This window comes from Azospirillum lipoferum, assembly GCF_024170005.1.
In the GTDB taxonomy this organism is placed as follows: Bacteria; Pseudomonadota; Alphaproteobacteria; order Azospirillales; family Azospirillaceae; genus Azospirillum; species Azospirillum lipoferum.
The window spans coordinates 43,034-63,699 of the sequence record NZ_JALJXJ010000002.1 but is presented as its reverse complement, the minus strand read 5'-3'; the positions used below and the strand labels follow the sequence as shown (position 1 = coordinate 63,699).

Annotated in this window: 22 protein-coding genes; 15 read left to right on the top strand and 7 right to left on the bottom strand. The window is 66.4% G+C overall.

Annotation, left to right across the window (positions count from 1 at the left end; translation table 11 throughout):
* Positions 1–9 precede the first annotated feature (9 nt).
* Both J2848_RS04130 and cysQ read right to left on the bottom strand, forming a co-directional pair.
* Entirely contained in the window at positions 10–843 is an 834-nt protein-coding gene (locus tag J2848_RS04130) for a ferritin-like domain-containing protein (protein WP_149230331.1), read from the bottom strand.
* Entirely contained in the window at positions 840–1,616 is a 777-nt protein-coding gene (gene cysQ, locus J2848_RS04125) for a 3'(2'),5'-bisphosphate nucleotidase CysQ (RefSeq protein ID WP_149230332.1), read from the bottom strand. The genes J2848_RS04130 and cysQ overlap by 4 nt, the downstream gene beginning before the upstream one ends.
* Positions 1,617–1,706: 90 nt before the next feature.
* Between cysQ and J2848_RS04120 the strand changes: the two genes are divergently transcribed.
* Complete coding sequence (locus J2848_RS04120) at positions 1,707–2,270, top strand: GNAT family N-acetyltransferase (RefSeq protein WP_149230333.1); 564 nt, start codon at positions 1,707–1,709, stop codon at positions 2,268–2,270.
* A 2-nt stretch (positions 2,271–2,272) separates the two neighbouring features.
* Here J2848_RS04120 and J2848_RS04115 read toward each other — a convergent pair whose 3' ends face one another.
* Positions 2,273–2,971 (bottom strand): EAL domain-containing protein, encoded by a 699-nt coding sequence (locus J2848_RS04115; protein ID WP_246193720.1) that lies wholly within the window; start codon positions 2,969–2,971, stop codon positions 2,273–2,275.
* Between the two features lie 203 nt (positions 2,972–3,174).
* A complete protein-coding gene (locus J2848_RS04110) occupies positions 3,175–5,511 on the bottom strand; it encodes a xanthine dehydrogenase family protein molybdopterin-binding subunit (protein ID WP_149230335.1) in 2,337 nt (778 codons plus the stop codon).
* A 200-nt stretch (positions 5,512–5,711) separates the two neighbouring features.
* Here J2848_RS04110 and J2848_RS04105 point away from each other — a divergent pair, with 200 nt between their 5' ends.
* The 3 genes from J2848_RS04105 (at position 5,712) to J2848_RS04095 (ending at position 8,040) form a co-directional block, all read left to right on the top strand.
* On the top strand, positions 5,712–6,446 hold the full coding sequence (locus J2848_RS04105; RefSeq protein ID WP_211103062.1) for an SOS response-associated peptidase: 735 nt from the start codon (positions 5,712–5,714) through the stop codon (positions 6,444–6,446).
* Between the two features lie 28 nt (positions 6,447–6,474).
* Positions 6,475–6,987, top strand: coding sequence for a thermonuclease family protein (locus J2848_RS04100; protein ID WP_246193721.1), 513 nt, complete (start codon positions 6,475–6,477; stop codon positions 6,985–6,987).
* Between the two features lie 252 nt (positions 6,988–7,239).
* A complete protein-coding gene (locus J2848_RS04095) occupies positions 7,240–8,040 on the top strand; it encodes a PhyR family response regulator anti-anti-sigma factor (protein WP_149230338.1) in 801 nt (266 codons plus the stop codon).
* A gap of 97 nt (positions 8,041–8,137) precedes the next feature.
* Here the strand turns inward: J2848_RS04095 and J2848_RS04090 are convergent, their stop codons facing one another.
* The gene (locus J2848_RS04090) at positions 8,138–8,395 is read right to left on the bottom strand and encodes a GlsB/YeaQ/YmgE family stress response membrane protein (protein ID WP_109085491.1); all 258 of its coding nucleotides are present in this window, start codon (positions 8,393–8,395) and stop codon (positions 8,138–8,140) included.
* A 248-nt stretch (positions 8,396–8,643) separates the two neighbouring features.
* The gene (rpe, locus tag J2848_RS04085) at positions 8,644–9,297 is read right to left on the bottom strand and encodes a ribulose-phosphate 3-epimerase (RefSeq protein ID WP_149230339.1); all 654 of its coding nucleotides are present in this window, start codon (positions 9,295–9,297) and stop codon (positions 8,644–8,646) included.
* Positions 9,298–9,574: 277 nt separating this feature from the next.
* On the opposite strand from rpe, the gene modA reads away from it, so the two are divergent.
* Genes modA through modC form a run of 3 tightly spaced genes read left to right on the top strand, consistent with a single transcriptional unit; the run spans position 9,575 to position 12,166 of the window.
* Positions 9,575–10,336, top strand: coding sequence for a molybdate ABC transporter substrate-binding protein (modA, locus tag J2848_RS04080; protein ID WP_246193722.1), 762 nt, complete (start codon positions 9,575–9,577; stop codon positions 10,334–10,336).
* Positions 10,337–10,346: 10 nt separating this feature from the next.
* Positions 10,347–11,042, top strand: coding sequence for a molybdate ABC transporter permease subunit (modB, locus tag J2848_RS04075; protein ID WP_149230341.1), 696 nt, complete (start codon positions 10,347–10,349; stop codon positions 11,040–11,042).
* A gap of 2 nt (positions 11,043–11,044) precedes the next feature.
* Positions 11,045–12,166, top strand: coding sequence for a molybdenum ABC transporter ATP-binding protein (gene modC / locus J2848_RS04070; protein ID WP_149230342.1), 1,122 nt, complete (start codon positions 11,045–11,047; stop codon positions 12,164–12,166).
* Between the two features lie 46 nt (positions 12,167–12,212).
* Here the strand turns inward: modC and J2848_RS04065 are convergent, their stop codons facing one another.
* The gene (locus J2848_RS04065) at positions 12,213–12,524 is read right to left on the bottom strand and encodes a hypothetical protein (protein WP_149230343.1); all 312 of its coding nucleotides are present in this window, start codon (positions 12,522–12,524) and stop codon (positions 12,213–12,215) included.
* Positions 12,525–12,881: 357 nt separating this feature from the next.
* On the opposite strand from J2848_RS04065, the gene J2848_RS04060 reads away from it, so the two are divergent.
* The 8 genes from J2848_RS04060 (at position 12,882) to lipA (ending at position 20,650) form a co-directional block, all read left to right on the top strand.
* Positions 12,882–13,253, top strand: a complete 372-nt coding sequence (locus J2848_RS04060; protein WP_211103063.1) for an FtsB family cell division protein — start codon at positions 12,882–12,884, stop codon at positions 13,251–13,253.
* Positions 13,254–13,445: 192 nt separating this feature from the next.
* Positions 13,446–14,465 (top strand): pyruvate dehydrogenase (acetyl-transferring) E1 component subunit alpha, encoded by a 1,020-nt coding sequence (gene pdhA, locus J2848_RS04055; RefSeq protein WP_149230344.1) that lies wholly within the window; start codon positions 13,446–13,448, stop codon positions 14,463–14,465.
* 118 nt (positions 14,466–14,583) lie between these two features.
* Complete coding sequence (locus J2848_RS04050) at positions 14,584–15,972, top strand: pyruvate dehydrogenase complex E1 component subunit beta (protein WP_149230345.1); 1,389 nt, start codon at positions 14,584–14,586, stop codon at positions 15,970–15,972.
* A gap of 16 nt (positions 15,973–15,988) precedes the next feature.
* The gene (locus tag J2848_RS04045) at positions 15,989–17,353 is read left to right on the top strand and encodes a pyruvate dehydrogenase complex dihydrolipoamide acetyltransferase (protein ID WP_149230346.1); all 1,365 of its coding nucleotides are present in this window, start codon (positions 15,989–15,991) and stop codon (positions 17,351–17,353) included.
* Positions 17,354–17,373: 20 nt separating this feature from the next.
* Positions 17,374–17,676, top strand: a complete 303-nt coding sequence (locus J2848_RS04040; RefSeq protein WP_149230347.1) for a chorismate mutase — start codon at positions 17,374–17,376, stop codon at positions 17,674–17,676.
* Positions 17,677–17,691: 15 nt separating this feature from the next.
* Positions 17,692–19,089 carry a dihydrolipoyl dehydrogenase gene (gene lpdA / locus J2848_RS04035; protein WP_149230348.1) on the top strand — a complete coding sequence of 466 codons (1,398 nt, stop codon included), beginning with the start codon at positions 17,692–17,694 and terminating at the stop codon, positions 19,087–19,089.
* Positions 19,090–19,145: 56 nt separating this feature from the next.
* Complete coding sequence (locus J2848_RS04030) at positions 19,146–19,631, top strand: DUF29 domain-containing protein (RefSeq protein ID WP_149230349.1); 486 nt, start codon at positions 19,146–19,148, stop codon at positions 19,629–19,631.
* 62 nt (positions 19,632–19,693) lie between these two features.
* Positions 19,694–20,650, top strand: a complete 957-nt coding sequence (lipA, locus tag J2848_RS04025) for a lipoyl synthase (protein ID WP_149230350.1) — start codon at positions 19,694–19,696, stop codon at positions 20,648–20,650.
* Positions 20,651–20,666: the final 16 nt, after the last annotated feature.

Sequence of the window (20,666 nt, the reverse complement as noted above, 5' to 3'; positions counted from 1 at the left end):
TGGAGCGCCTTACCGGGTTTCCGGCCTGCGGTCAATTTCTGGCGTGATCGGCTCGTAATATTCCGGGCCGAAGCCGGCCAGCTGGCGGCTGGCGGTGTTGAAGGGGCGCTTCAACCCACCGCGGAAATGACGCCCGACCAATTCCTGCCACAGGGCAACGGGCTCGGCCCCGCGCTCGGCGCAGAGATGGACGAACCATCGCCGACCGGCGGCGACGTGGCTGATCTCCTCGTCATGGATGGTCTGGAGCAGGTCGGCGCTCTCGCCGTCACCGAAATCGCGCAGGCGTCGCACGGTCTCGGGCGTTACGTCCAGGCCACGCGCCTCCATCACCATCGGCACCACCGCCAGCCGGGCGGCGAGGTCGTGGGCCGTCTCCGTCGCCGCCTGCCACAGACCGTCATGCGCCGGCAGGTCGCCGTAGGAGGAACCCAGCGCGTTCAGCCGGGTTTCCAGCATCTGGAAATGCCGGGCTTCGTCGTCGGCGACCTGAATCCAGTCGTCGGTGAAGCCCTTCGGCAGACCGACAGGCGCGAATCGGGCGACGATATCCCAGGCGAGGTCGATGGCGTTCAGTTCGATGTGCGCCAGCGCATGCAGCAGGGCGATGCGGTTCTGCGCGCTGCCGCCGCGCCCGCGCTTGGGCATGTCGCGCGGCAGCTTCAGTTCCGGCCGATCGGGCCGGGCAGGGCGGTCGGGCGGCGGGGCCGGCACGTCGGGCGACAACAGGCCGTCGCGCCATGCGGCGGCATGCAGGCGGGTCAGGCGCACTTTCTCCTGCGGCGGCGCGGTGGTCAGCACCGCGGTCGCCGCCTCACCCAGGCACGAAATGGTAGAGGTCATTTCCAGCCGTAGGCGACGAAGTGCGGGTTCAGGATGTCGTCCTTGCCGTAAACGAGCGGCGAACCGTCGGGCTGCTCCACCCGGCCGCCGGCGCCGATCAGCACGGCATGCCCGGCGGCGGTGTCCCACTCGCTGGTCGGTCCGAAGCGGGGGTAGAGGTCGGCCTTGCCGCTCGCCACCGTGCAGAATTTCAGCGAGCTGCCGCAGGATACCCGGTCCTTGACCGCATAGTTGCCGAGGAAATCCTCCAGCACCGACCCGCTGCCGTGCGACCGGCTGGCCACGACGGTCAGCCCGTCGGACGGCGGGTTGCGGACGGAGATGGCATGGTCGTGCCGGCCCTCGGCGCAATGAATGGCGGTGCCGGGACCAGCCGCGGCATAGAGGTCGCCGGTGGCGGGAGCATAGACGACGCCCAGCACCGGCGCGCCATTCTCGATGAGCGCGATGTTCACCGTGAACTCGCCGTTGCGGGAGATGAATTCCTTGGTGCCGTCGAGCGGGTCAACCAGCCAGAAGCGCCCGCCGGAGATGTCCGGCTTGTGGCCGGCGGCCATCGCCTCTTCCGCGACCACCGGCACGCCGGGCAGCAGATGGTGCAGCGCCGGGACGATCACCGCCTCCGCCGCATGATCGGCCTGCGTCACCGGGCTGCCGTCGACCTTGGTGGCGACGTCGATGCCGTCGTTGTAGAAGCGCAGGATGACCTGACCGGCTTCGTGGGCGATCGTGCGGACCGTCGGCAGCAGGCTCGCCACAGCGGCATCGGGCATGGGGTAATCTCCCTATGGTATGAGGAGTCAGCATACCGTGCCCGATGGCGGCCCGGAAGCTCTTGAACGGGTGCGGAACGGAGAAGGCGGATGACGGCCGGGTTACAGTCGGAGGGAGAGCGGGTGGAACGCGGCGGCGCATCGGCCCTATGGCGTGCTATGACCGCGGTCGATCTCGATCGGATCCTTGCCATCGCGGACATCGTGCATCCGGCCTATCCGGAGGAGCGCAGCGTGTTCGAGGAGCGGTTGGTGCTCTATCCAGCCGGCTGCCGTGTGGCGGAATGCCACGGCGAGGTCATCGGCTACGGCGTCATGCATCCGGGCAGGCTGGGCGTCCCGCCGCCGCTCGACACGCCGCTGGGCAGCCTGCCGGCGGACGCGGATTGCCTGTATCTGCACGATATAGCCCTGCTGCCGGAGTCCCGCGGCACCGGGCTTGGGGCGGCGGTGCTCAGCTATGCGCATGGGCTGGCGGCGCGGGAGGGGTGGAAGTGGCTGGCCTTGACCTCGACGCCGGGGGCGCGGAGCTACTGGGACCGGGTCGGTTTCACGCCCTACCGGGAGGGTGGACCGGCGCTGGAGGCCAAGCTGGCGAGCTATGGCGGGGGGATGAGCTACATGACGGCACTGGTGCGGCTCCCTGAAATTTAAGATCAAGCCGTCAGTATCTCCAGTTTCGGATCGGTCACCACCGCTTCGAAGGCCGGCTTGGCGAACAGGTAGCCTTGCATCAGGGTGACGCCCAGGTCGCGCAGGGTCTTGGCCTCGTCCGCCGTCTCGATGCCCTCGGCAACGGGGGTGATGGCGAGATCCTCGCACACCGACAGGATGGCCTTGACGATGCTGCGCCGGGCCCGCTCGGTGTCGATGTTGCGGGTCAGCTCCATATCCAGCTTGATGATGTCGGGCTGGAATTCGGCCAGCAGGTTCAGCCCGGAATAGCCGGAGCCGAAATCATCGATGGCGGTCAGGAAGCCCTGGCGCTTGTATTCGTTGAAGATGCTCTTCAGGTGGTCGTGGTCCACCACCCGCTCGTTCTCCGTCACCTCGAAGATGATGCGGTCGGTGGGGAAGCCGGTGCGCTGGGCGGCGGCCAGCGTAGCCCGGATGCAGGCCTCCGCCTTGTAGACGGCGTTGGGCAGGAAGTTGATGGAAAGGCGGGCGCCGTTCATCGGCAGGGAAGAGGCGAGTTCTATGGCCTTGATGCGGCAGGACTGGTCGAAGGCATAGCGGGTGGCGTCGGTCACCTGGCCCAGAACCCAGCCGGCGCCCTGGCCTTGCGCGCCACGCACCAGCGCCTCATGAGCCCAGACGGCGCGGTTGGCGACATCGACGATGGGCTGGAACGCCATCGTGAAGTCCAGATCGAGACGGTCCGCACATTGACCGCCGCACCCGCCGTCGCCAAACGCCATCGCCTTACCCCTGTCAGCTCAAGATTGCCACCTTTAGGTAAGAGACGATGCCATGGATTTCATCCGACGGAGGTGTGGCAAGTGCCACACCTTCCGACTAGGACTTTCCCTTACGCCTCCTGTAGGGCTCTTTCAGCAGCCTACTCCGCAGCCATTTGGGTTTCGGCTTGGCGGATCGCCTCCCACACCGATTGCGGCGTCGCCGGCATGTCGATGTGGGCGATGCCGAGGTCGGACAGCGCATCGACCACCGCGTTGATGATGGCCGGCGGCGCGCCGATGGCCCCGGCTTCGCCGGCACCCTTCATGCCCAGCATGTTCGTGGTGCTGGGCACGCTGTTCAGCTTCACCTCGATCGGCGGCATGTCGACCGCGCGCGGCATCTGGTAGTCCATGAAGGAGCCGGACAGAAGCTGGCCGCTGTCGGGATCGAACACCACCCGCTCCTGCAAGGCCTGTCCCAGCCCCTGGGCGACGCCACCATGGATCTGGCCGATCACCAGCATCGGGTTGATGACGGTGCCGAAATCGTCGACCACGCTGTAGCGCAGCACCTCGACGATGCCGGTGGCGGGATCGATCTCCACCTCCGCGATGTGGCAGCCGTTGGGGAAGGTGCTGGCCGGCGGGGTCCAGCGCGCCATCTCGGAGAAGGCGATGCCGCCGGTGCCACCCGTCGCCGCCTTGGCCGCCACCTCCTTCAGCGACACCGACCGGTCGGTGCCGACGATGGTGAAGCGACCCTCGGCGAACTCCACGTCAACCTCGGCGGTTTCCAGCAGGTCGGCGGCGACGGCGGTCGCGGCCTTCACCACCTTGGCAGCCCCCTCCGCCAGCGCCGAGCCGCCGACCGGGACGGAACGGGAGCCGCCGGTACCGGAGCCCCAGCTGACGCGGTCGGTATCGCCCTGCACCACCTCGACATCCTCCGGCGGGACGCCCAGCCGGTCGGCGAGGATCTGCTTGTAGGCGGTCTCGTGGCCCTGACCGTTGGTCTGGGTGCCGATCATCAGAACGACCTTGCCGTCGCCGTTGACCTGGACGGTCGCCTGCTCCGGTCCGCCACCCGAACAGGCCTCGATATAGGTGGCCAAGCCCGCGCCGCGCAGCTTGCCGCGGGCCTTCGCCTCCGCCTTGCGGGTGGGCAGGCCGGCCATATCGGCGAGGATCAGGCCGTCCTCCAGATTCTGGACGAACTCGCCGGTGTCATAGATCTGCCCCATCGGCGTGGCGTAGGGCATGGCGCTGGCCGGGATGAAGTTGCGCCGGCGGATCTCCGCCGGGCCGAGGCCGGTGACACGGCCGGCATGGTCGATCAGCCGTTCCAGCAGATAGGCCGCTTCCGGCCGGCCGGCGCCGCGATAGGCGTCCACCGGCTGGGTGTTGGTGAAGACGCCCTTCACCCGGACATAGACGGCCGGTGTCTTGTAGGAGCCGACCAGCATCGCCGATCCGGCATCGGTCGGGATGAAGGGGCCGTAGTTGGACAAATAGGCGCCGAGATTGGCGACGGTGTCGACCCGTAGCCCCAGGAAATGGCCGTCGGCATCCAGCGCCAAACGCGCCTTGCTGACATGGTCGCGGCCATGGTCGTCGCTGATGAAGCCCTCGATGCGGTCGGCAGCCCACTTCACCGCGCGGTTCAGCCGGCGGGCGGCGAACAGGCAGGCGACATATTCCGGGTAGTTGAACAGCTTCATCCCGAATCCGCCACCGACGTCGGTGGTCAGCACGCGGATGCGCGAGTCCGGCTCGTTCAGGATCTTGGCGAATTGCTTTTGCAGGCCGTGCACGCCCTGGCTGGTGACGTAGATCAGCAGCCGGCCGGGGGCGCCATCGGCCCCCGATTCGACACCGGCTACGCAGGCACGGCCCTCCATCGGGTTGGCGACGACGCGGTTGTTGACCAGTTCCAGCTCCACAATGCGGTGGGCGCCGGCCAGGGCCGCCTCCACCGCCACCTCGTCGCCTGTGTCCCAGTCGAAGCAGAGGTTGTTCGGCGCCTCGTCCCAAACCAGCGGGCGGCCGGGCTCCAGCGCCTCCAGCGTGCCGGTGACGGGCTGGCGATCCTCGTAATCGACCATCACCAGCTCGGCCGCTTCGCGCGCGGCCTCCAGCGTTTCGGCCACCACCATGGCGACGGGGTCGCCGACATGGCGGGCGAAGCCGCGGGCCAGCGCCGGGCGTGGTGTCTGGACATAGTTGGAGCCGTCGCGCTGCTTCAGCGCCGCCTGACAGGGAATCATGCCGATCTTTTCGGCGTCGAGGTCGGCGACGGTGTAGACCGCCAGTACCCCGGGCTGGGCCAGCGCGTCCGACGCATCGATCGTGCCGATGGCGGCGAAGGCGTGAGGCGAGCGGACGAAGGCCGCATAGGCCTGTCCGGGAAGAGACACGTCGTCGGTGTAGCGGCCGCCGCCGGTCAGCAACCGTGCGTCTTCGGTGCGCGGAACCGCCTGTCCGATGCCGAACTTCATGGGTGAACTCCCGCCTTCCGGTTCGATGCGATTGTTGTGCCCCGCGAAGATAGGCCGGCTTAAGCGTCAGGGAAACCCCGACGGGCGGCATGGGTGACGGTTATCCGTTGCAGGGATTGTCGGTGGAACTTACCAAAATCGGGGAATGCGGCTGGCGCATGGGGCCGGCAAGGACCATATTCCAGGACATGTGTGGACGCATGCTTCTCACCACCCCGATCAATGAGATCGAGCGCGTATTCGGCGTGCCCGAACGGTGGAACCTGATGCCGCGGTGGAATATCGCCCCGACGCAGGAGATCCCCGTCATCCGGCGCGAGGAAGACGGCCGTCATCTGGCCATGGTGCGCTGGGGGCTGGTGCCGCCCTGGGCCGACGATTCCGCCATCGGCGGGCGGATGATCAACGCGCGCGGTGAATCGGTGGCCGACAAGCCGGCCTTCCGCGACGCCTTCCGCAAGCGTCGCTGCCTGATCCCGCTCGACGGGTTCTATGAATGGACCAGCATGGGGGAGGGGGCGAAGGCACGCAAGCAGGGTCACGTCATCCGCCGCCGCAACCGCGGGCTGTTCGCGCTGGCGGGCTTGTGGGAGCGTTGGCGTGGGCCGAAGGGGGCACCGCCGCTCGACCCGCCGCTGGAGACGGCGACGGTGGTGACGACGGCGACCAACGCCACGCTGTCCTTCCTGCACGACCGCATGCCGGTGGTGCTCGACCCCGCCGATTGGGACGCGTGGCTGGATCCGGCGACGCCGCTGCCGGTGGTGGAGGGACTGATCCGCTCCGCGCCGGAGGAGTGGCTGGACGTGCTGCCGGTGGGGCCGAAGGTGAACAGCGTGCGCAACGACGACTGCTCCTGCCTCGATCCGCCGCAGGAAATCGTGCCAGCCAAAGCGAAGGACAGGCGGAGCGATGACCAGCCGAGCCTGTTCTGAAACGATGCTAAGAGTCGTTCCGGTCCTTGTGGTGCTTACCCTCGCTGCTCCCGCCGTAGCGCAGACCAATCAGTCGGCCAAGAGCCGCGGCCCGGTCGCCAACACGCCGGATCAGACCATCAAGGGCTCCGCCATGGCGGTGGAGGGCGATCTGCTGACCATCAACGGTATGGCGGTGCGGCTGATGGGCATCGACGCGCCGGATCCGGGGCAGAAGTGCAAGAACCGCTATGGGCACGAGCTTGACTGCTTCAAGGTCGCCACCGCGGTGCTGGCAAACATGGTGAAGGGCGAAGAAGTGACCTGCACCATTACCGAACAGGACCGTACCGGTGAGAAGAAGGGCGAATGCCGTGTCCACGGGGTCGATCTGGGGGCGGCGATGGTAGCGCGTGGCTGGGCCTTTCAATATGCCAGCCTGTCGCCAGCCTACCAGAAGGGCGAATCCTATGCGCAGAGCAAGCGGCTGGGGCTGTGGGCCGGGCAGGTGGAGAAGCCCTGGCAATGGCGCAGCCGGCAGATTCGCCAGACCGCAAAATAAAGGGCCTGCAAAGTAAGGGACCTTTCGGTCACTCGGTCCTGATCATCGGTGACTGGCCGGGCGTTGATCGCCCGCACCCCCATTTCCCATTCGATCGCTTCGGCGAGCGTGGTAGGATTCGAGCACGACGGTCGGCGATCATCAAGCAGGGTTTGCGGCCCGATTCGGTGGGGCCGGCGCGTTTCACCGGCACATGGTTCGAGAGGCGCGGTACCAGAGCGGCAACTCCCGACGGGGAGCGGAGTCACGGGTATGCTCGTTTACGAATGTGAGTTGTTCGAAGTGGTTCCGGTGCTGCGCCGCTACGCGCGCGCGCTGACCGGGACCACCGACCGTGGCGACGCCCTGGTGACCCGCTGTGTCGAGGCGGCGGCAATGGCGCCTTCACGATTCGGTTTGGACCGTGATGGCGATGGGGCGCGGCTGTCGCTCTATGCGCTGCTGAATCTGCTGTTCGACCGTTCGGAGGAGTTCGGTACGCCCGGCCGTCCGCTGCCCTCGCCCCATCCCATCGAACGCGCCCTTGCCGAACTGCCGGAAGCCGACCGCCGCTTGTATCTGCTGACCGCGCTGGAGGGACTGACGCTGCCGCAGGCGGCGAAGGTGCTGCAATTGCGGACGGGTGAGGCGATAGAACGGCTGAAGACCGCCCGGACCCGCGTGCGCGACGCCATGGTCCAGCGGGTGATGGTGGTGGAGGATAACGCCCTGCTGGCGATGGAGTTGGGGGCGCTGGTTGCCGAGATGGGGCACATCGTCTGCGGCACCGCCGGCAACGAGCCGGAGGCGCTGGCCCTGCTGAAGGCCGAGAAGCCGACGCTGGCCCTGCTGGATGTCCGGCTGGCCGACGGCGGCAGCGGGATCGAGATCGCACGGCGACTGAAACGCGTCCGTGACCTGCGCACCATCTTCGTCACCGCCTTCGATGACGACATTCTGGCCCGCGACGCCCGCCATCTGGGGCAGATCGTGCGCAAGCCCTTCACCAATGCCGGCATCCAGGCGGCCATTTCCCGCGCTATCTTCATGCCACAACCGGTAGCGCTGGCCTGATGCTTCTCAGTCGAAATGAGAAAGGGACCGCCGGCAATCCGGAGGTCCCTTCGTGGCGCGGCTTTCAGGCAAGTCCGCGACTCTTGGTCCGGTCTTGTCAGACCGTCGTGCGGCGGCCGACGATCATGCGGTAGATGGCCAGGATGATGATCGCGCCGACGATGGCGCCGATGAAGCCCGCTCCCTCGCCCGGCCGATACCAGCCGACGGCGGCACCCAGATAAGTGGCGACGAAGGCGCCGGCAATGCCCAGCAGGGTGGTGATGATGAAGCCACCCGGATCACGACCCGGCATCAGGAACTTGGCGACGATGCCGGCGAGAAAGCCGATGATGATCGTCCAGAGAATGCCCATGGTTGATTTCCCTTCCGTTGCGGGACCGTCTTCCCATGCCCAATAACGGGCAAAGAGGGATTTGGTTCTCGGCGCAGGTGGATCTTTTGGGCCGATGGAGCTTTTGAGTGGGTGTATCTTTTGGATCGTCACTCTTTCGGCGGAGCGGGCCCGTCCAGCCGGAATGAACGCAGCCCCGCAGCCTCCCAATGGGAGACGCAATACGGGGCTGCGGCATTTTGCCGGGAAGTGCGCTTGGTCCAGCGCTGTTAACGCAGCGCGCGGATGTTCGCGGCGTACTGTTCCGGTCCGCCGGTGAAGGTGGCGGTGCCGGCCACCAGCACGTCGGCGCCAGCCTCGATCGCCAGACGCGCCGTTTCCGGGTTGATGCCGCCGTCCACCTCCAGGTCGATCTGCTTGCCCAGTGCGTCGATGCGGGCGCGCAGGTCACGGATCTTCGGAAGCTGACTCTTGATGAAGCTCTGGCCGCCGAAGCCGGGGTTCACCGTCATCACCAGGACGAGGTCGATGTCCTCCAGCACATGCTGGATCGCATCCACCGGCGTGGCCGGGTTCAGCGAGACGCCGGCCTTCTTGCCCAGCGACTTGATCAGCTGGATGGTGCGGTGCAGGTGCGGACCGGCCTCAGGATGGACGGTGATGATGTCTGCGCCGGCCTTGGCGAAATCGGGAATGAACAGGTCCACCGGCGAGATCATCAGGTGGACGTCGAAGATCTTGGCGGAATGCGGACGCAGCGCCTTCACCACACCCGGCCCGATGGTCAGGTTCGGCACGAAATGGCCGTCCATCACGTCGATGTGGATGTAGTCGGCGCCGGCGGCGTCGACCGCGCGGACCTCCTCGCCCAGCCGGGCGAAATCGGCGGAGAGAATCGAGGGGGAAATCTTCACGGCGCGCATGGGGCTTTCCTGGGGCGGGAGGGGGCAAGGGGGCAGGTTTGGAACCCGTCCGAATTGCTGCACTTCCTATCACGGGCCTGTGAGGCAAGTCATGACATGATGTGAGCGCCCGGTACGTGGAAGCTTTGGCGGTTGCAGCGTCAGCCGGGCCGTTTGCGCTTTACCGCAACTGCGAGGCGTTGTATCCGTTTGAATATAGATGAAGCGTGGAACTTGGCAGGAGATGGCGATGGTTGGGATGTGTGGAGTCCTAGGGCGCAATCGGTTCAGGACTGTGATGTCGGCGGTCATCCTGGGTGTCGGACTGACGCTCGCGGCTCCGGCGGCGATGGCGCAGGACGTGCTGGTGCTGGCGGCAGCCTCCACCAAGAACGCGGTGGACAAGCTGGCCTCCCAGTTCAAGGCGAAGACCGGGGCCACCGTGACCTCCTCCTTTGCCGCCTCGTCGGCACTCGCCAAGCAGATCGAGAATGGCGCGCCCGCCGACATCTTCATCTCGGCCGATCTCGACTGGATGGACTATCTTCAGCAGCGCAGCTTGATCCAGACTGCCAGCCGGGTGAACCTGCTGGGCAACGAGCTGGTGGTGGTGGTGCCCAAGGGCTCTACGTTGAAGCCGGACCTGTCGAAGGGTGGCAAGCTGGCGGACCAACTGGGGGACGGCCGGCTCGCCACCGGTGACCCGTCGAACGTTCCGGTCGGGAAGTACGCCAAGGCGGCGCTGGAGAAACTCGGCCAGTGGACGGCGGTCGAACCGAAGCTGGCGCGGGCCGACAGCGTGCGCGCAGCCCTGGTGCTGGTCAGCCGCGGCGAGGTGCCGGTCGGCATCGTCTATCGCACCGATGCCGCCGTCGATCCGGGAGTTGAGGTCGCCGCGACCTTCCCGCCCGACAGCTATCCGCCGATCACCTATCCGGCGGCTCTGGTGGCGTCCTCGAAGAACGCGGCCGCTGCGGCCTTCCTCGACTATATGAAGTCGCCGGACGGCATGGCGGTATGGAAGGAATTCGGCTTCGTCCCGGCACCCAAGGCACCGTAAGCTCCGCGGCATGGATATCCTGACGCCGATGGAAACCACCGCGTTGCTGCTGAGCCTGCGTGTCGCGGGCGTCGCCATCGCGCTGGGGTTGCCGGCCGCCGTGCTCACCGCCTGGGTGCTCGGCCGCTATTCCTTTCCGGGCAAGACGTTGCTCGACGGGCTGGTCCATCTGCCGCTGGTCCTGCCGCCCGTGGTCACCGGCTACATCCTGCTGGTGACGATGGGGACCAAGGGGGTGGTCGGCGGCTGGCTGTACCAGACCTTCGGGATCAAGCTGATCTTCACGGCGGAAGGGGCGTCTCTGGCGGTGGCGGTGACCTCCTTCCCGCTGATGGTTCGGGCGATCCGTCTGTCGGTCGAGGCGATCGACGGCGGGCTGGAGGCGGCCGCGCGCACGCTGGGCGCCGGGCCGGTCGACCGCTTCTTCACCATCCTGCTGCCGCTGATGGCGCCGGGCCTGCTGTCGGGCGCCATCGTCGCCTTTGCCGCTGCGATGGGCGAGTTCGGAGCAGTCATCACTTTTGTCTCCAACATCCCCGGCAAGACACAGACCTTGCCGCTGGCCATCTATGCCGCGACGCAGGAGCCCGGTGGCGATGCGGTGGCGGCAAGGCTGGCGGCGATCTCCTTCGCTGTGGCTTTGCTGGCGCTGATGCTGTCGGAATTCCTGGCGAACCGGGTTCGCCGTCTGATCGGGCAGCTCTGACCATGCTGGACCTGCAAATCCGCCAGAGGCTGGGCGCCTTCACCCTCGACATCGCTTTCACCGCCAAGGAACGCGGCGTGACGGCGCTGTTCGGCCGTTCCGGGTCCGGCAAGACCTCGGTCATCAACGCGATCGCCGGACTGGCGCGGCCCGACGAGGGGCATATCCGCGTCGGCGACACCGTGTTCTTCGACAGCGCCCGGCGTATCAACATACCGGTGGAGAAGCGGCGCATCGGTTATGTCTTCCAGGATGCGCGCCTGTTCCCGCACATGACCGTGCGCAGCAACCTGGAATACGGTCTGCGCCGTGTGCCTGCTGTGGAACGGCGCATCGCCTTCGGGCCGGTGGTGGAGTTGCTGGGGCTCGGCCATCTGCTGGACCGTCGGCCGCGTGGCCTGTCCGGTGGGGAGAAGCAGCGGGTCGCCTTCGGGCGTGCCCTGTTGGCGCAGCCGCGCCTGCTGTTGATGGATGAGCCGATGGCCTCGCTCGACTCCGCCCGCAAGGCGGAAATCATGCCCTATATCGAGCGGCTGCGCGACGAGATGAACATCCCCATCGTCATGGTCAGCCACGCTCTGGACGAGGTGGTGCGGCTCGCCACCACGATGGTGCTGATCGCAGAGGGCAGGGTGCGCGCGTCCGGGCCGGTCGGAACGGTGATGGGTCGGCTGGACCTGTCGGCGGCAACGGGGGCGCGGGACGCCGGCGCGGTGCTGGACCTGACGGTCGAGCATCATGTTCCCGAGGATGGGCTGTCGGTGCTGGCCTTCGACGGCGGACGGCTGACGGTGCCGCAGATCGACCGTGCACCGGGTGCGGCGGTGCGGCTGCACATCCACGCCCGCGACGTGATCGTCGCGCTGCATCCGCTGACCGGCGTCAGCCTGCGCAACGCGCTGGCCGCGACGGTGGTGGAGGTGGCGGAATCCGGCCCATCCTCCGCCGACGTCCGGCTGGCGGTGGGTGGTTCCTTCCTGATCGCGCGCATCACCCGGGCGGCCGTGCGCGAACTGGGGCTGGCGCACGGCCGCGAGGTGGTGGCGCTGGTCAAGGGCATCGCCTTCGAACCGGACAGCAGCGGTGCTGCATCTGACCGGAGCGGGCGGGTGGTAGACGTGTGAGCGGGCGGCCCCGCACCGCCGGTGGGGAGGGGCCGCTCCGTCGGTGTTACTGGCTGCCCGAAGGGGTGGCCGATCCGCCGGTGCTGGCGCCGCCGCCCGCCGATCCGCCGGCGGTCGAACCGCCCGGCAGGGTGCGGGTGGCACCGCTGCCTTCGTTCATCGAATTGCCCGACGTGCCGCCTTGCACCGGCACGCCGGTTGAGGGTGGCGGGACGGTGGTGGAACCGCTGCTTGACCCGCTGCTGGTCGTCGGGCTGGTCTGGTTTGCCGCATTGGAGTTCTGGGCGTTGTGGTCGTCGCAGGCGGCCAGCCCCAGAAGTAGGGCGGGCAGGGCCACGATCAGAAACTTGCTGCGCATGAGTGTTGCTCCTCAGCCAGTGGGCGGCGCCGTCGGCGGAACCTGCTTGTGCGAGCACGAAGCGGACTCGGTAGGGACCCGGCGACACCGTACGGCTCCAAACACGCCACCGCCGGTTTCATTCCATCCACCTTGGTACTATGCCGGGTGGGTGTCTGTGCCGATGAGCGGGTTCATGGCCAGCCGACCGCCCTGATGACTGATGAGAACTTAACAAGAACATCCGGGTGACTTGTGGCTTGGGCGTGACAGATACCCATTACTGGGTTGCGCAAAGAACACGAACCTTTTGCGACTTGCCTGTTCCATCTTTTTCATTTGACCGGCGGAAAGTCGCTGTGATTCCATCATGCCACCATGACGATGATCGCCGATTTCACCGACACGCTCGCCCGCGCCGCCAAGAGCGCGATCCGCCAAGCAATCATGCCGGCGCTGTGCGCCTGCGTGGTCGCCTACTTCGCCTACTACGCGGTCCATGGCGACCGCGGACTGGTGGCGATGAAGCAGATCCAGGGGGAGATCGCCCAGGCCGAAGGGGTCCTCAACCAGCTCCGCACCGAGCGGGAGGATATGGAGCGCCGCGCCCAACTGCTGCGCGGCGACGGTTTGGACCGCGATATGCTGGAGGAGCGGGCACGGCTGATGCTGAATTTTTCAAACCCGCGCGACGTCATCGTGAAGCTGCCCAAGCTGGCTGACCAGGAAGGGGCCAGCCAGCAGAAGTAAGGGGAAATCAGCCGATTAACCGAATCGCGGTTAATCTAAAATAGCGCTGCAAAAACAGACATTTGCGCGTATCATTAAGCTCGTGTAGTGTGCGCGCCATATTCGCTTCCGGTGCGGGCTCTCGTATGCCCGCAACGCGCAGCGGCAGGGGTGTTTTAAAAGACCCTGCCGCTTGAACCCTGGGGAGGAATCATGGCCGCGTCCCGACGCCGTTCCACCAAGGCGCAGACCGACACCGCGCCCGCTCAAGCCGTCTCTTCCGAAGAGCTTCTTCATTATTACCGCGAGATGCTGCTGATCCGCCGCTTCGAAGAGAAGGCGGGCCAGCTCTACGGCATGGGCCTGATCGGCGGCTTCTGCCATCTCTACATCGGCCAGGAAGCCGTCGTGGTCGGCGTGCAGGCCGCCCTGAAAGAGGGCGACGACGTCATCACCAGCTACCGCGACCACGGCCACATGCTGGCCTGCGGCATGGAAGCCAAGGGCGTGATGGCCGAACTGACCGGCCGCATTGGAGGCTACTCCAAGGGCAAGGGCGGCTCGATGCACATGTTCAGCCGCGAGAAGAACTTCTACGGCGGCCACGGCATCGTCGGCGGCCAGGTTCCGCTCGGCACCGGTCTGGCCTTCTCGCACAAGTACCTCAATGACGGCGGTGTCTCCGCGGTCTATTGCGGCGATGGCGCCATCAACCAGGGCCAGGTGTACGAGAGCTTCAACATGGCGGCTCTCTGGAAGCTGCCGGTGCTGTTCGTCATCGAGAACAACAAGTACGCCATGGGCACCTCGCAGGAGCGCGCCTCGGCCGGTGAACTGCACCAGCGCGGCGCCGCCTACGGCATCCCCGGCTATCAGGTCAACGGGATGGACGTGCTCGAGGTGAAGGCCGCCGCCGACAAGTGGGTGAACTACATCCGCGAAGGCAACGGCCCGGTCATCCTGGAGATGAAGACCTACCGCTACCGCGGCCACTCCATGTCCGATCCGGCCAAGTACCGGACGAAGGAAGAGGTCGAGAAGATGCGGTCGGAGTCCGATCCCATCGACCAGCTGAAGTCCAAGCTGCTGGGCGGCGGCCTCGTCGACGAGGACAAGCTGAAGGAGATCGATCGCGAGGTGAAGGCGATCGTCACCGAATCGGCCGAGTTCGCGCAGCAGAGCCCCGAGCCCGATCCGTCGGAACTGTGGACCGACATCCTGGTCGAGACCTGATCGTCGAATCCACCGTCTGGTCCTGACGTCAACGAAAAGCAGGAGCGGCGCCAGAGGGACGGGTTGCCCCCATCATGGGAGTGGCAACCGGTTTCCCCGCGCCGCCGGAGGTTGAGGAATGCCGATCGAAGTGCTGATGCCGGCCCTGTCGCCCACCATGACCGAGGGCAAGCTGGCGAAATGGGTCAAGAAGGAAGGCGACACGGTGAAGTCCGGCGACATTCTCGCCGAGATCGAGACCGACAAGGCCACCATGGAAGTCGAAGCGGTCGATGAAGGCCGCGTCGGCAAGATCCTGGTGCCGGAAGGCACCGACAATGTCGCGGTGAACACCCCCATCGCCATCCTGCTGGAAGAAGGCGAGGACGAGAGCGCGCTGTCCAAGGGCGGCAATGCCCCGGTCGCCGCCGCTCCGGCCAACCCGGCGCCGGCCCCCGTCGCCGAAGCTGCTCCGGCCCCGGCGCCCACCGTGCCGGCCGCCCCGGTGTCGGTTCCGGACTCCGACGAGGACAAATTCTTCGCCAAGACGGTGAAGAAGACGGTCCGCGAAGCCCTGCGCGATGCGATGGCCGAGGAAATGCGCCGTGACGAGAAGGTCTTCGTCATGGGCGAGGAGGTCGCGCAGTACCAGGGCGCCTACAAGGTGACCCAGGGCCTGCTGCAGGAGTTCGGCGAGCGTCGCGTCATCGACACGCCCATCACCGAGATCGGCTTCGCCGGTCTGGGCGTCGGCGCCTCCTTCAAGGGGCTGAAGCCGATCGTCGAGTTCATGACCTTCAACTTCGCCATGCAGGCGATCGACCACATCATCAACTCCGCCGCCAAGACGCTTTACATGTCCGGCGGCCAGATGGGCAGCCCGATCGTCTTCCGCGGCCCGAACGGTGCGGCCGCCCGCGTCGCCGCGCAGCACTCGCAGTGCTACGCCTCCTGGTACGCCCACTGCCCGGGCCTGAAGGTGGTCTCACCCTGGTCGGCGGCCGACGCCAAGGGCCTGCTGAAGGCTGCGATCCGCGATCCGAACCCGGTCGTCTTCCTGGAGAACGAGATTCTCTACGGCCAGAGCTTCGAGGTTCCGGAGGACGAGGAGTTCGTCCTGCCGATCGGCAAGGCCAAGATCGAGCGCGCCGGCAAGGACGTGACGATCACCGCCTTCTCGATCATGGTCGGCCATGCCCTGGCTGCCGCTGAGGAACTGGCGAAGGAAGGCATCGACGCGGAGGTCATCAACCTGCGCACGATCCGTCCTCTGGACACCGCCACCATCGTCAACAGCGTCAAGAAGACCAACCGCCTCGTCTCCGTTGAGGAAGGCTGGCCCTTCGCCGGCATCGGTTCGGAAATGTGTGCGCTGATGATGGAGCAGGCCTTCGACTATCTCGACGCGCCGGTGGCCCGCGTGGCCGGCCTGGATGTGCCGATGCCCTACGCCGCCAACCTGGAAAAGCTGGCGCTGCCGCAGGTCGCCGACATCGTCAAGGCCGCCAAGCAAGCCTGCTACCGTTGAGAGGAGGGCTGATAGGATGACCGTTCAGATTCTGATGCCCGCCCTCTCGCCCACCATGACCGAGGGCAACCTCGCCAAGTGGCTGAAGAAGGAAGGCGACACGGTGAAGTCCGGCGACATTCTCGCCGAGATCGAAACCGACAAGGCCACCATGGAAGTCGAAGCGGTCGATGAAGGCCGCATCGGCAAGATCCTGATCCCGGCCGGCAGCCAGGGCGTGGCGGTGAATACCCCCATCGCCATCCTGCTGGAAGAGGGCGAGGACGAGAGCGCGCTGGCCTCCGCCGGTTCCGCTCCGGCTCCCACTCCTGCTTCCGTCGCTCCGGCCACTGCCCCGGCGCCGACGGCCGCCCCAGCCGCCGCTTCGGCTCCCGCCGCTGCTCCGGCTCCGGCTGCCCCCGCTGCCGCTCCGGCGGCAGGTGGTGCGCGCGTGTTCGCCAGCCCGCTGGCCCGCCGCATCGCCGAGCAGGCCGGCGTCGACCTGAAGACCGTGAAGGGCACCGGCCCGCACGGCCGTATCGTCAAGGCCGACGTCGAGGCCGCCAAGGCCGCCGGCCCGGCCAAGGCCGCTGCCACCCCGGCGGCTGCCCAGGCTTCGACGGCTGCTCCGGCCGCTGCCGCTCCGGCGCCCGCGGCGGCTCCGGCCCCGGCAAAGGCCGAAGGTGTCGACGCCAAGGCGCTGGCCGACAAGCTGGGCATGGCCTACACCGCCGTGCCGAACAGCGGCATGCGCAAGACCATCGCCAAGCGCCTGGGCGAGGTGAAGCGCACGGTTCCCGACTACTACCTGACGGTGGATGTCGAGATCGATGCGCTGATGAAGATCCGTGCCGATCTGAACGGCCGGTCCGACGCCTACAAGCTGTCGGTGAACGACTTCATCATTCGCGCCGTGGCGCTGGCGCTGAAGAAGGTTCCGGCGCTGAACGCCGCCTGGACCGACGAGGCGATGCTGCAGTTCCAGCATGCCGACGTCTCTGTCGCCGTCGCCACCCCGACCGGGCTGATCACCCCGATCGTCAAGAAGGCGGAGACCAAGGGTCTGGCCGACATCTCCAACGAGATGAAGGCGCTGGCCAAGAAGGCGCGCGACAATGCGCTGAAGCCGGAAGAGTATCAGGGCGGCACCATCTCCATCTCCAACCTGGGCATGATGGGGGTCAAGCAGTTCGCGGCGATCATCAACCCGCCGCAGGCCTGCATCCTGGCGGTCGGCGCCAGCGAGCAGCGCCCGGTGGTGAAGGATGGCGCGTTGGGCATCGCCACGGTGATGAGCCTGACCGGCACCTTCGATCACCGCGTGGCCGATGGCGCCGTCGGTGCGGAATTCCTTGCGGCAGTGAAGAAGCTGCTCGAGGATCCGCTCTCGATGCTGCTCTGACGGTTCGAGGATCCGGTTCCATGTCGAAAAGCCTTGCCCCGCTCCGCGCCGAAATCGACGCCATCGACGACGAGATCGTCGCACTGCTGGGCAAGCGCCTGTCCGTCGTCCACCGCGTCGCAGCGGTGAAGATGGCGGAGAACCTGCCGGCCGTACTGCCCGAGCGCGTCGAAGCGGTCAAACGGCGGGCGGCGGCGGCAGGCAAGGCCTACGGCCTGGATCCGGACTTCATGGCCACCCTGTACCAGACGATCATCGACGAGGCGTGCCGGGTCGAGGAAGGCATCTTTGCCGCCGGCCGCGAGGATGCGCCTCGCTCCTGAATGGGGAGAACACCCTTGGCCGACATCAATTACGACGTCATCGTCATCGGCGGCGGACCGGGCGGTTACGTGGCTGCGATCCGCGCCGCGCAACTGGGCCTGCACACCGCGGTCATCGAACGTGAGAACCTGGGCGGCATCTGCCTGAACTGGGGCTGCATCCCGACCAAGGCGCTGCTGCGCTCGGCCGAGGTGCTGCATCTCGCCAAGCACGCCGCCGACTACGGTCTGGTCATCCAGAACCCGTCCTTCGACCTCGACAAGGTCGTCGCCCGCTCGCGCAAGGTCGCCGGCCAGTTGAACGGCGGCGTCAAGCATCTGCTGAAAAAGAACAAGGTTGCGGTGATCGAAGGCTCCGCCAAGCTGATCGGCAAGGGTCAGGTGGCGGTCAGCAAGGGCGAAGCCCCGGTCGGCACCTTCGGCGCCAAGCACATCATCATCGCCACCGGCGCCCGCGCCCGCACGCTGCCGGGCCTGGAGGATGACGGCAAGCTGGTCTGGACCTACCGCAAGGCGATGACGCCGGACAGCATGCCGAAGTCGTTGCTGGTCATCGGTTCCGGTGCGATCGGCATCGAGTTCGCCAGCTTCTACAATGCCCTGGGCGCCAAGGTCACCGTGGTCGAGGTAATGGACCGCATCCTTCCGGTGGAGGATGAGGAAATCTCGGCAATGGCCCGGAAAGCCTTCGAAAAGCAGGGCATGCGCATCATCACCGGCGGCAAGGCCGGCAATCTGCGCAAGGCCGCCGACAGCGTGACCGTGGCCGTCGAGGCCGGCGGCAAGACCGAGGACATCACGGTCGACCGCGTCATCGTCGCCGTCGGCATCAGCCCGAACACCGAAGGGCTTGGACTGGAGAACACCAAGGTCAAGACCGACCGCGGCCACATCCAGACCAACGGCATGTGCGAGACCGACGAGCCGGGCGTGTATGCCATCGGCGACGTGACCGGCGCCCCCTGGCTCGCCCACAAGGCCAGCCATGAGGGCGTGATCGTGGCCGAGCACATCGCCGGCAAGCACCCGCATGCGCTGAACGTCCGCAACATCCCGGGCTGCACCTACTCGCACCCGCAGATCGCGTCGGTCGGTCTGACGGAGAAGAAGGCGAAGGAAGCCGGTTACGAGATCAAGGTCGGCCGCTTCCCGTTCGTCGGCAATGGCAAGGCCATCGCGCTCGGCGAACCGGAAGGCCTGATCAAGACCATCTTCGACGCCAAGACCGGCGAGATGCTGGGCGCCCACATGATCGGCGCGGAAGTGACCGAGCTGATCCAGGGCTATGGCATCGCCAAATCTTCGGAGCTGACCGAGGCCGAATTGATGCACACGGTGTTCCCGCACCCGACCCTGTCGGAAATGATGCATGAGTCGGTCCTTGATGCCTATGGCCGGGCGATCCACTTTTAACTAGGATTTTCCGCTAGGGATTTCCGGGGTGACGTTTTTCCCAACCGGACGGAGCCATGGACCGCAGCAGCACCGCCTATGACGAGGATTTCTACGCCTGGACCCAAGCCCAGGCGCAGGAGCTTCGCCGTGCCGGCGCCGAGCGGAACAATGCCCCGGTCGACTGGGAGAACGTCGCCGAGGAGATCGAGAGCATGGGCCGCAGCCAGAAGTCCGAGATCGACAGCCGCCTCGGCGTTCTGCTGGTCCATCTGCTGAAATGGATGTTCTGTTCTGACCTTCGGGACCGGTGCGAGCGCGGCTGGCGCCTGACCGTCCGGGAGCAGCGCAAGAAGCTGATCCGCGAGATCAAGGACAGCCCCAGCCTTCGGCCCTACGTCGCCGACGTTTTCGCCGAGGTTTACTCGGACGCCCGCCTGCGGGCCGCCGTCGAGGCGGACACCCCTGACGGCCATTTCCCGGTCGAGCCGCCTTTCACACTTGACCAGGCGCTCGATCCGGCCTATCCGGCCGAACTGTTTCCGCCGGAATGGCGGGTTTGACATCCTCATCGCACCTATTGTCGGGGCCGGGGCATCGCGTCGGCCGTCGGGAGCTTTAGACCATGACCCTCGTCGACCAGACCGAGAAGCTGCGCCACCCCGAAAAGGCCCATAAGCCCGACAACCCGATTCAGCGCAAACCGGCCTGGATCCGGGTCAAGGCACCGATGAGCCAGGAGTACAACGAGACCCGCCAGCTGATGCGCGGGCTGAAGCTGAACACCGTGTGCGAAGAGGCCGCCTGCCCGAACATCGGGGAGTGCTGGAAGCAGAAGCACGCCACCTTCATGATCCTCGGCTCCATCTGCACGCGCGGCTGCGCCTTCTGCAATGTCGAGACCGGACGTCCGGATCTGCTCGACCCGCATGAGCCGGAGAAAGTCGCGGAGGCCGTCGGTCAGCTGAAGCTTTCCCATGTGGTCATCACCTCGGTCGACCGCGACGATCTGGCCGACGGCGGTGCCGAGCATTTCGCCCGCACCATCCGCGCCGTCCGTGCCGCGTCGCCGACAACCACCGTCGAGATCCTGACCCCTGACTTCCAGAAGAAGAAGGGTGCGGTCGAGGTGGTGGTGGAGGCCAAGCCCGATGTTTTCAACCACAATCTTGAAACGGTTCCGCGCCTCTACCCCAACATCCGTCCGGGTGCGCGCTATTTCGCCTCGCTGCAGCTGCTGGCGCGGGTGAAGGAGCTGGATCCGACGATCTTCACCAAGTCCGGCCTGATGGTCGGCCTGGGTGAGACGAAGGAGGAGATCGGGCAGGTGATGGACGATCTGCGCTCCGCCGATGTGGACTTTCTGACGATTGGGCAGTATCTCCAGCCGACGCCCAAGCATGCGGCGGTGGATCGCTTCGTGACTCCCGAGGAGTTCGACGGTTATTCCACCATTGGCCGTGGCAAGGGCTTCCTGCTGGTGGCCTCGTCGCCGCTGACGCGCTCGTCCTACCATGCGGGTGCGGATTTCGAGAAGCTGCGCGAGGCCCGGCTGCGCAAGCTGGGGGTCGCCGCCGCCTGATGCAGGCGGCTCAATA

What these genes read in the sequence shown, in the direction of transcription:
- J2848_RS04130 (WP_149230331.1), bottom strand. Translation starts at nt 843, where the DNA reads ATGACCTCTACCATTTCGTGCCTGGGTGAGGCGGCGACCGCGGTGCTG.
- J2848_RS04040 (WP_149230347.1), top strand. Translation starts at nt 17,374, where the DNA reads ATGTCGAAAAGCCTTGCCCCGCTCCGCGCCGAAATCGACGCCATCGAC.
- J2848_RS04045 (WP_149230346.1), top strand. Translation starts at nt 15,989, where the DNA reads ATGACCGTTCAGATTCTGATGCCCGCCCTCTCGCCCACCATGACCGAG.
- J2848_RS04110 (WP_149230335.1), bottom strand. Translation starts at nt 5,511, where the DNA reads ATGAAGTTCGGCATCGGACAGGCGGTTCCGCGCACCGAAGACGCACGG.
- modC (WP_149230342.1), top strand. Translation starts at nt 11,045, where the DNA reads ATGCTGGACCTGCAAATCCGCCAGAGGCTGGGCGCCTTCACCCTCGAC.
- J2848_RS04060 (WP_211103063.1), top strand. Translation starts at nt 12,882, where the DNA reads ATGACGATGATCGCCGATTTCACCGACACGCTCGCCCGCGCCGCCAAG.
- pdhA (WP_149230344.1), top strand. Translation starts at nt 13,446, where the DNA reads ATGGCCGCGTCCCGACGCCGTTCCACCAAGGCGCAGACCGACACCGCG.
- J2848_RS04050 (WP_149230345.1), top strand. Translation starts at nt 14,584, where the DNA reads ATGCCGATCGAAGTGCTGATGCCGGCCCTGTCGCCCACCATGACCGAG.
- J2848_RS04090 (WP_109085491.1), bottom strand. Translation starts at nt 8,395, where the DNA reads ATGGGCATTCTCTGGACGATCATCATCGGCTTTCTCGCCGGCATCGTC.
- modB (WP_149230341.1), top strand. Translation starts at nt 10,347, where the DNA reads ATGGATATCCTGACGCCGATGGAAACCACCGCGTTGCTGCTGAGCCTG.
- lipA (WP_149230350.1), top strand. Translation starts at nt 19,694, where the DNA reads ATGACCCTCGTCGACCAGACCGAGAAGCTGCGCCACCCCGAAAAGGCC.
- J2848_RS04120 (WP_149230333.1), top strand. Translation starts at nt 1,707, where the DNA reads ATGACGGCCGGGTTACAGTCGGAGGGAGAGCGGGTGGAACGCGGCGGC.
- J2848_RS04115 (WP_246193720.1), bottom strand. Translation starts at nt 2,971, where the DNA reads ATGGCGTTCCAGCCCATCGTCGATGTCGCCAACCGCGCCGTCTGGGCT.
- J2848_RS04030 (WP_149230349.1), top strand. Translation starts at nt 19,146, where the DNA reads ATGGACCGCAGCAGCACCGCCTATGACGAGGATTTCTACGCCTGGACC.
- J2848_RS04095 (WP_149230338.1), top strand. Translation starts at nt 7,240, where the DNA reads ATGCTCGTTTACGAATGTGAGTTGTTCGAAGTGGTTCCGGTGCTGCGC.
- J2848_RS04065 (WP_149230343.1), bottom strand. Translation starts at nt 12,524, where the DNA reads ATGCGCAGCAAGTTTCTGATCGTGGCCCTGCCCGCCCTACTTCTGGGG.
- rpe (WP_149230339.1), bottom strand. Translation starts at nt 9,297, where the DNA reads ATGCGCGCCGTGAAGATTTCCCCCTCGATTCTCTCCGCCGATTTCGCC.
- J2848_RS04105 (WP_211103062.1), top strand. Translation starts at nt 5,712, where the DNA reads ATGCTTCTCACCACCCCGATCAATGAGATCGAGCGCGTATTCGGCGTG.
- modA (WP_246193722.1), top strand. Translation starts at nt 9,575, where the DNA reads ATGTCGGCGGTCATCCTGGGTGTCGGACTGACGCTCGCGGCTCCGGCG.
- cysQ (WP_149230332.1), bottom strand. Translation starts at nt 1,616, where the DNA reads ATGCCCGATGCCGCTGTGGCGAGCCTGCTGCCGACGGTCCGCACGATC.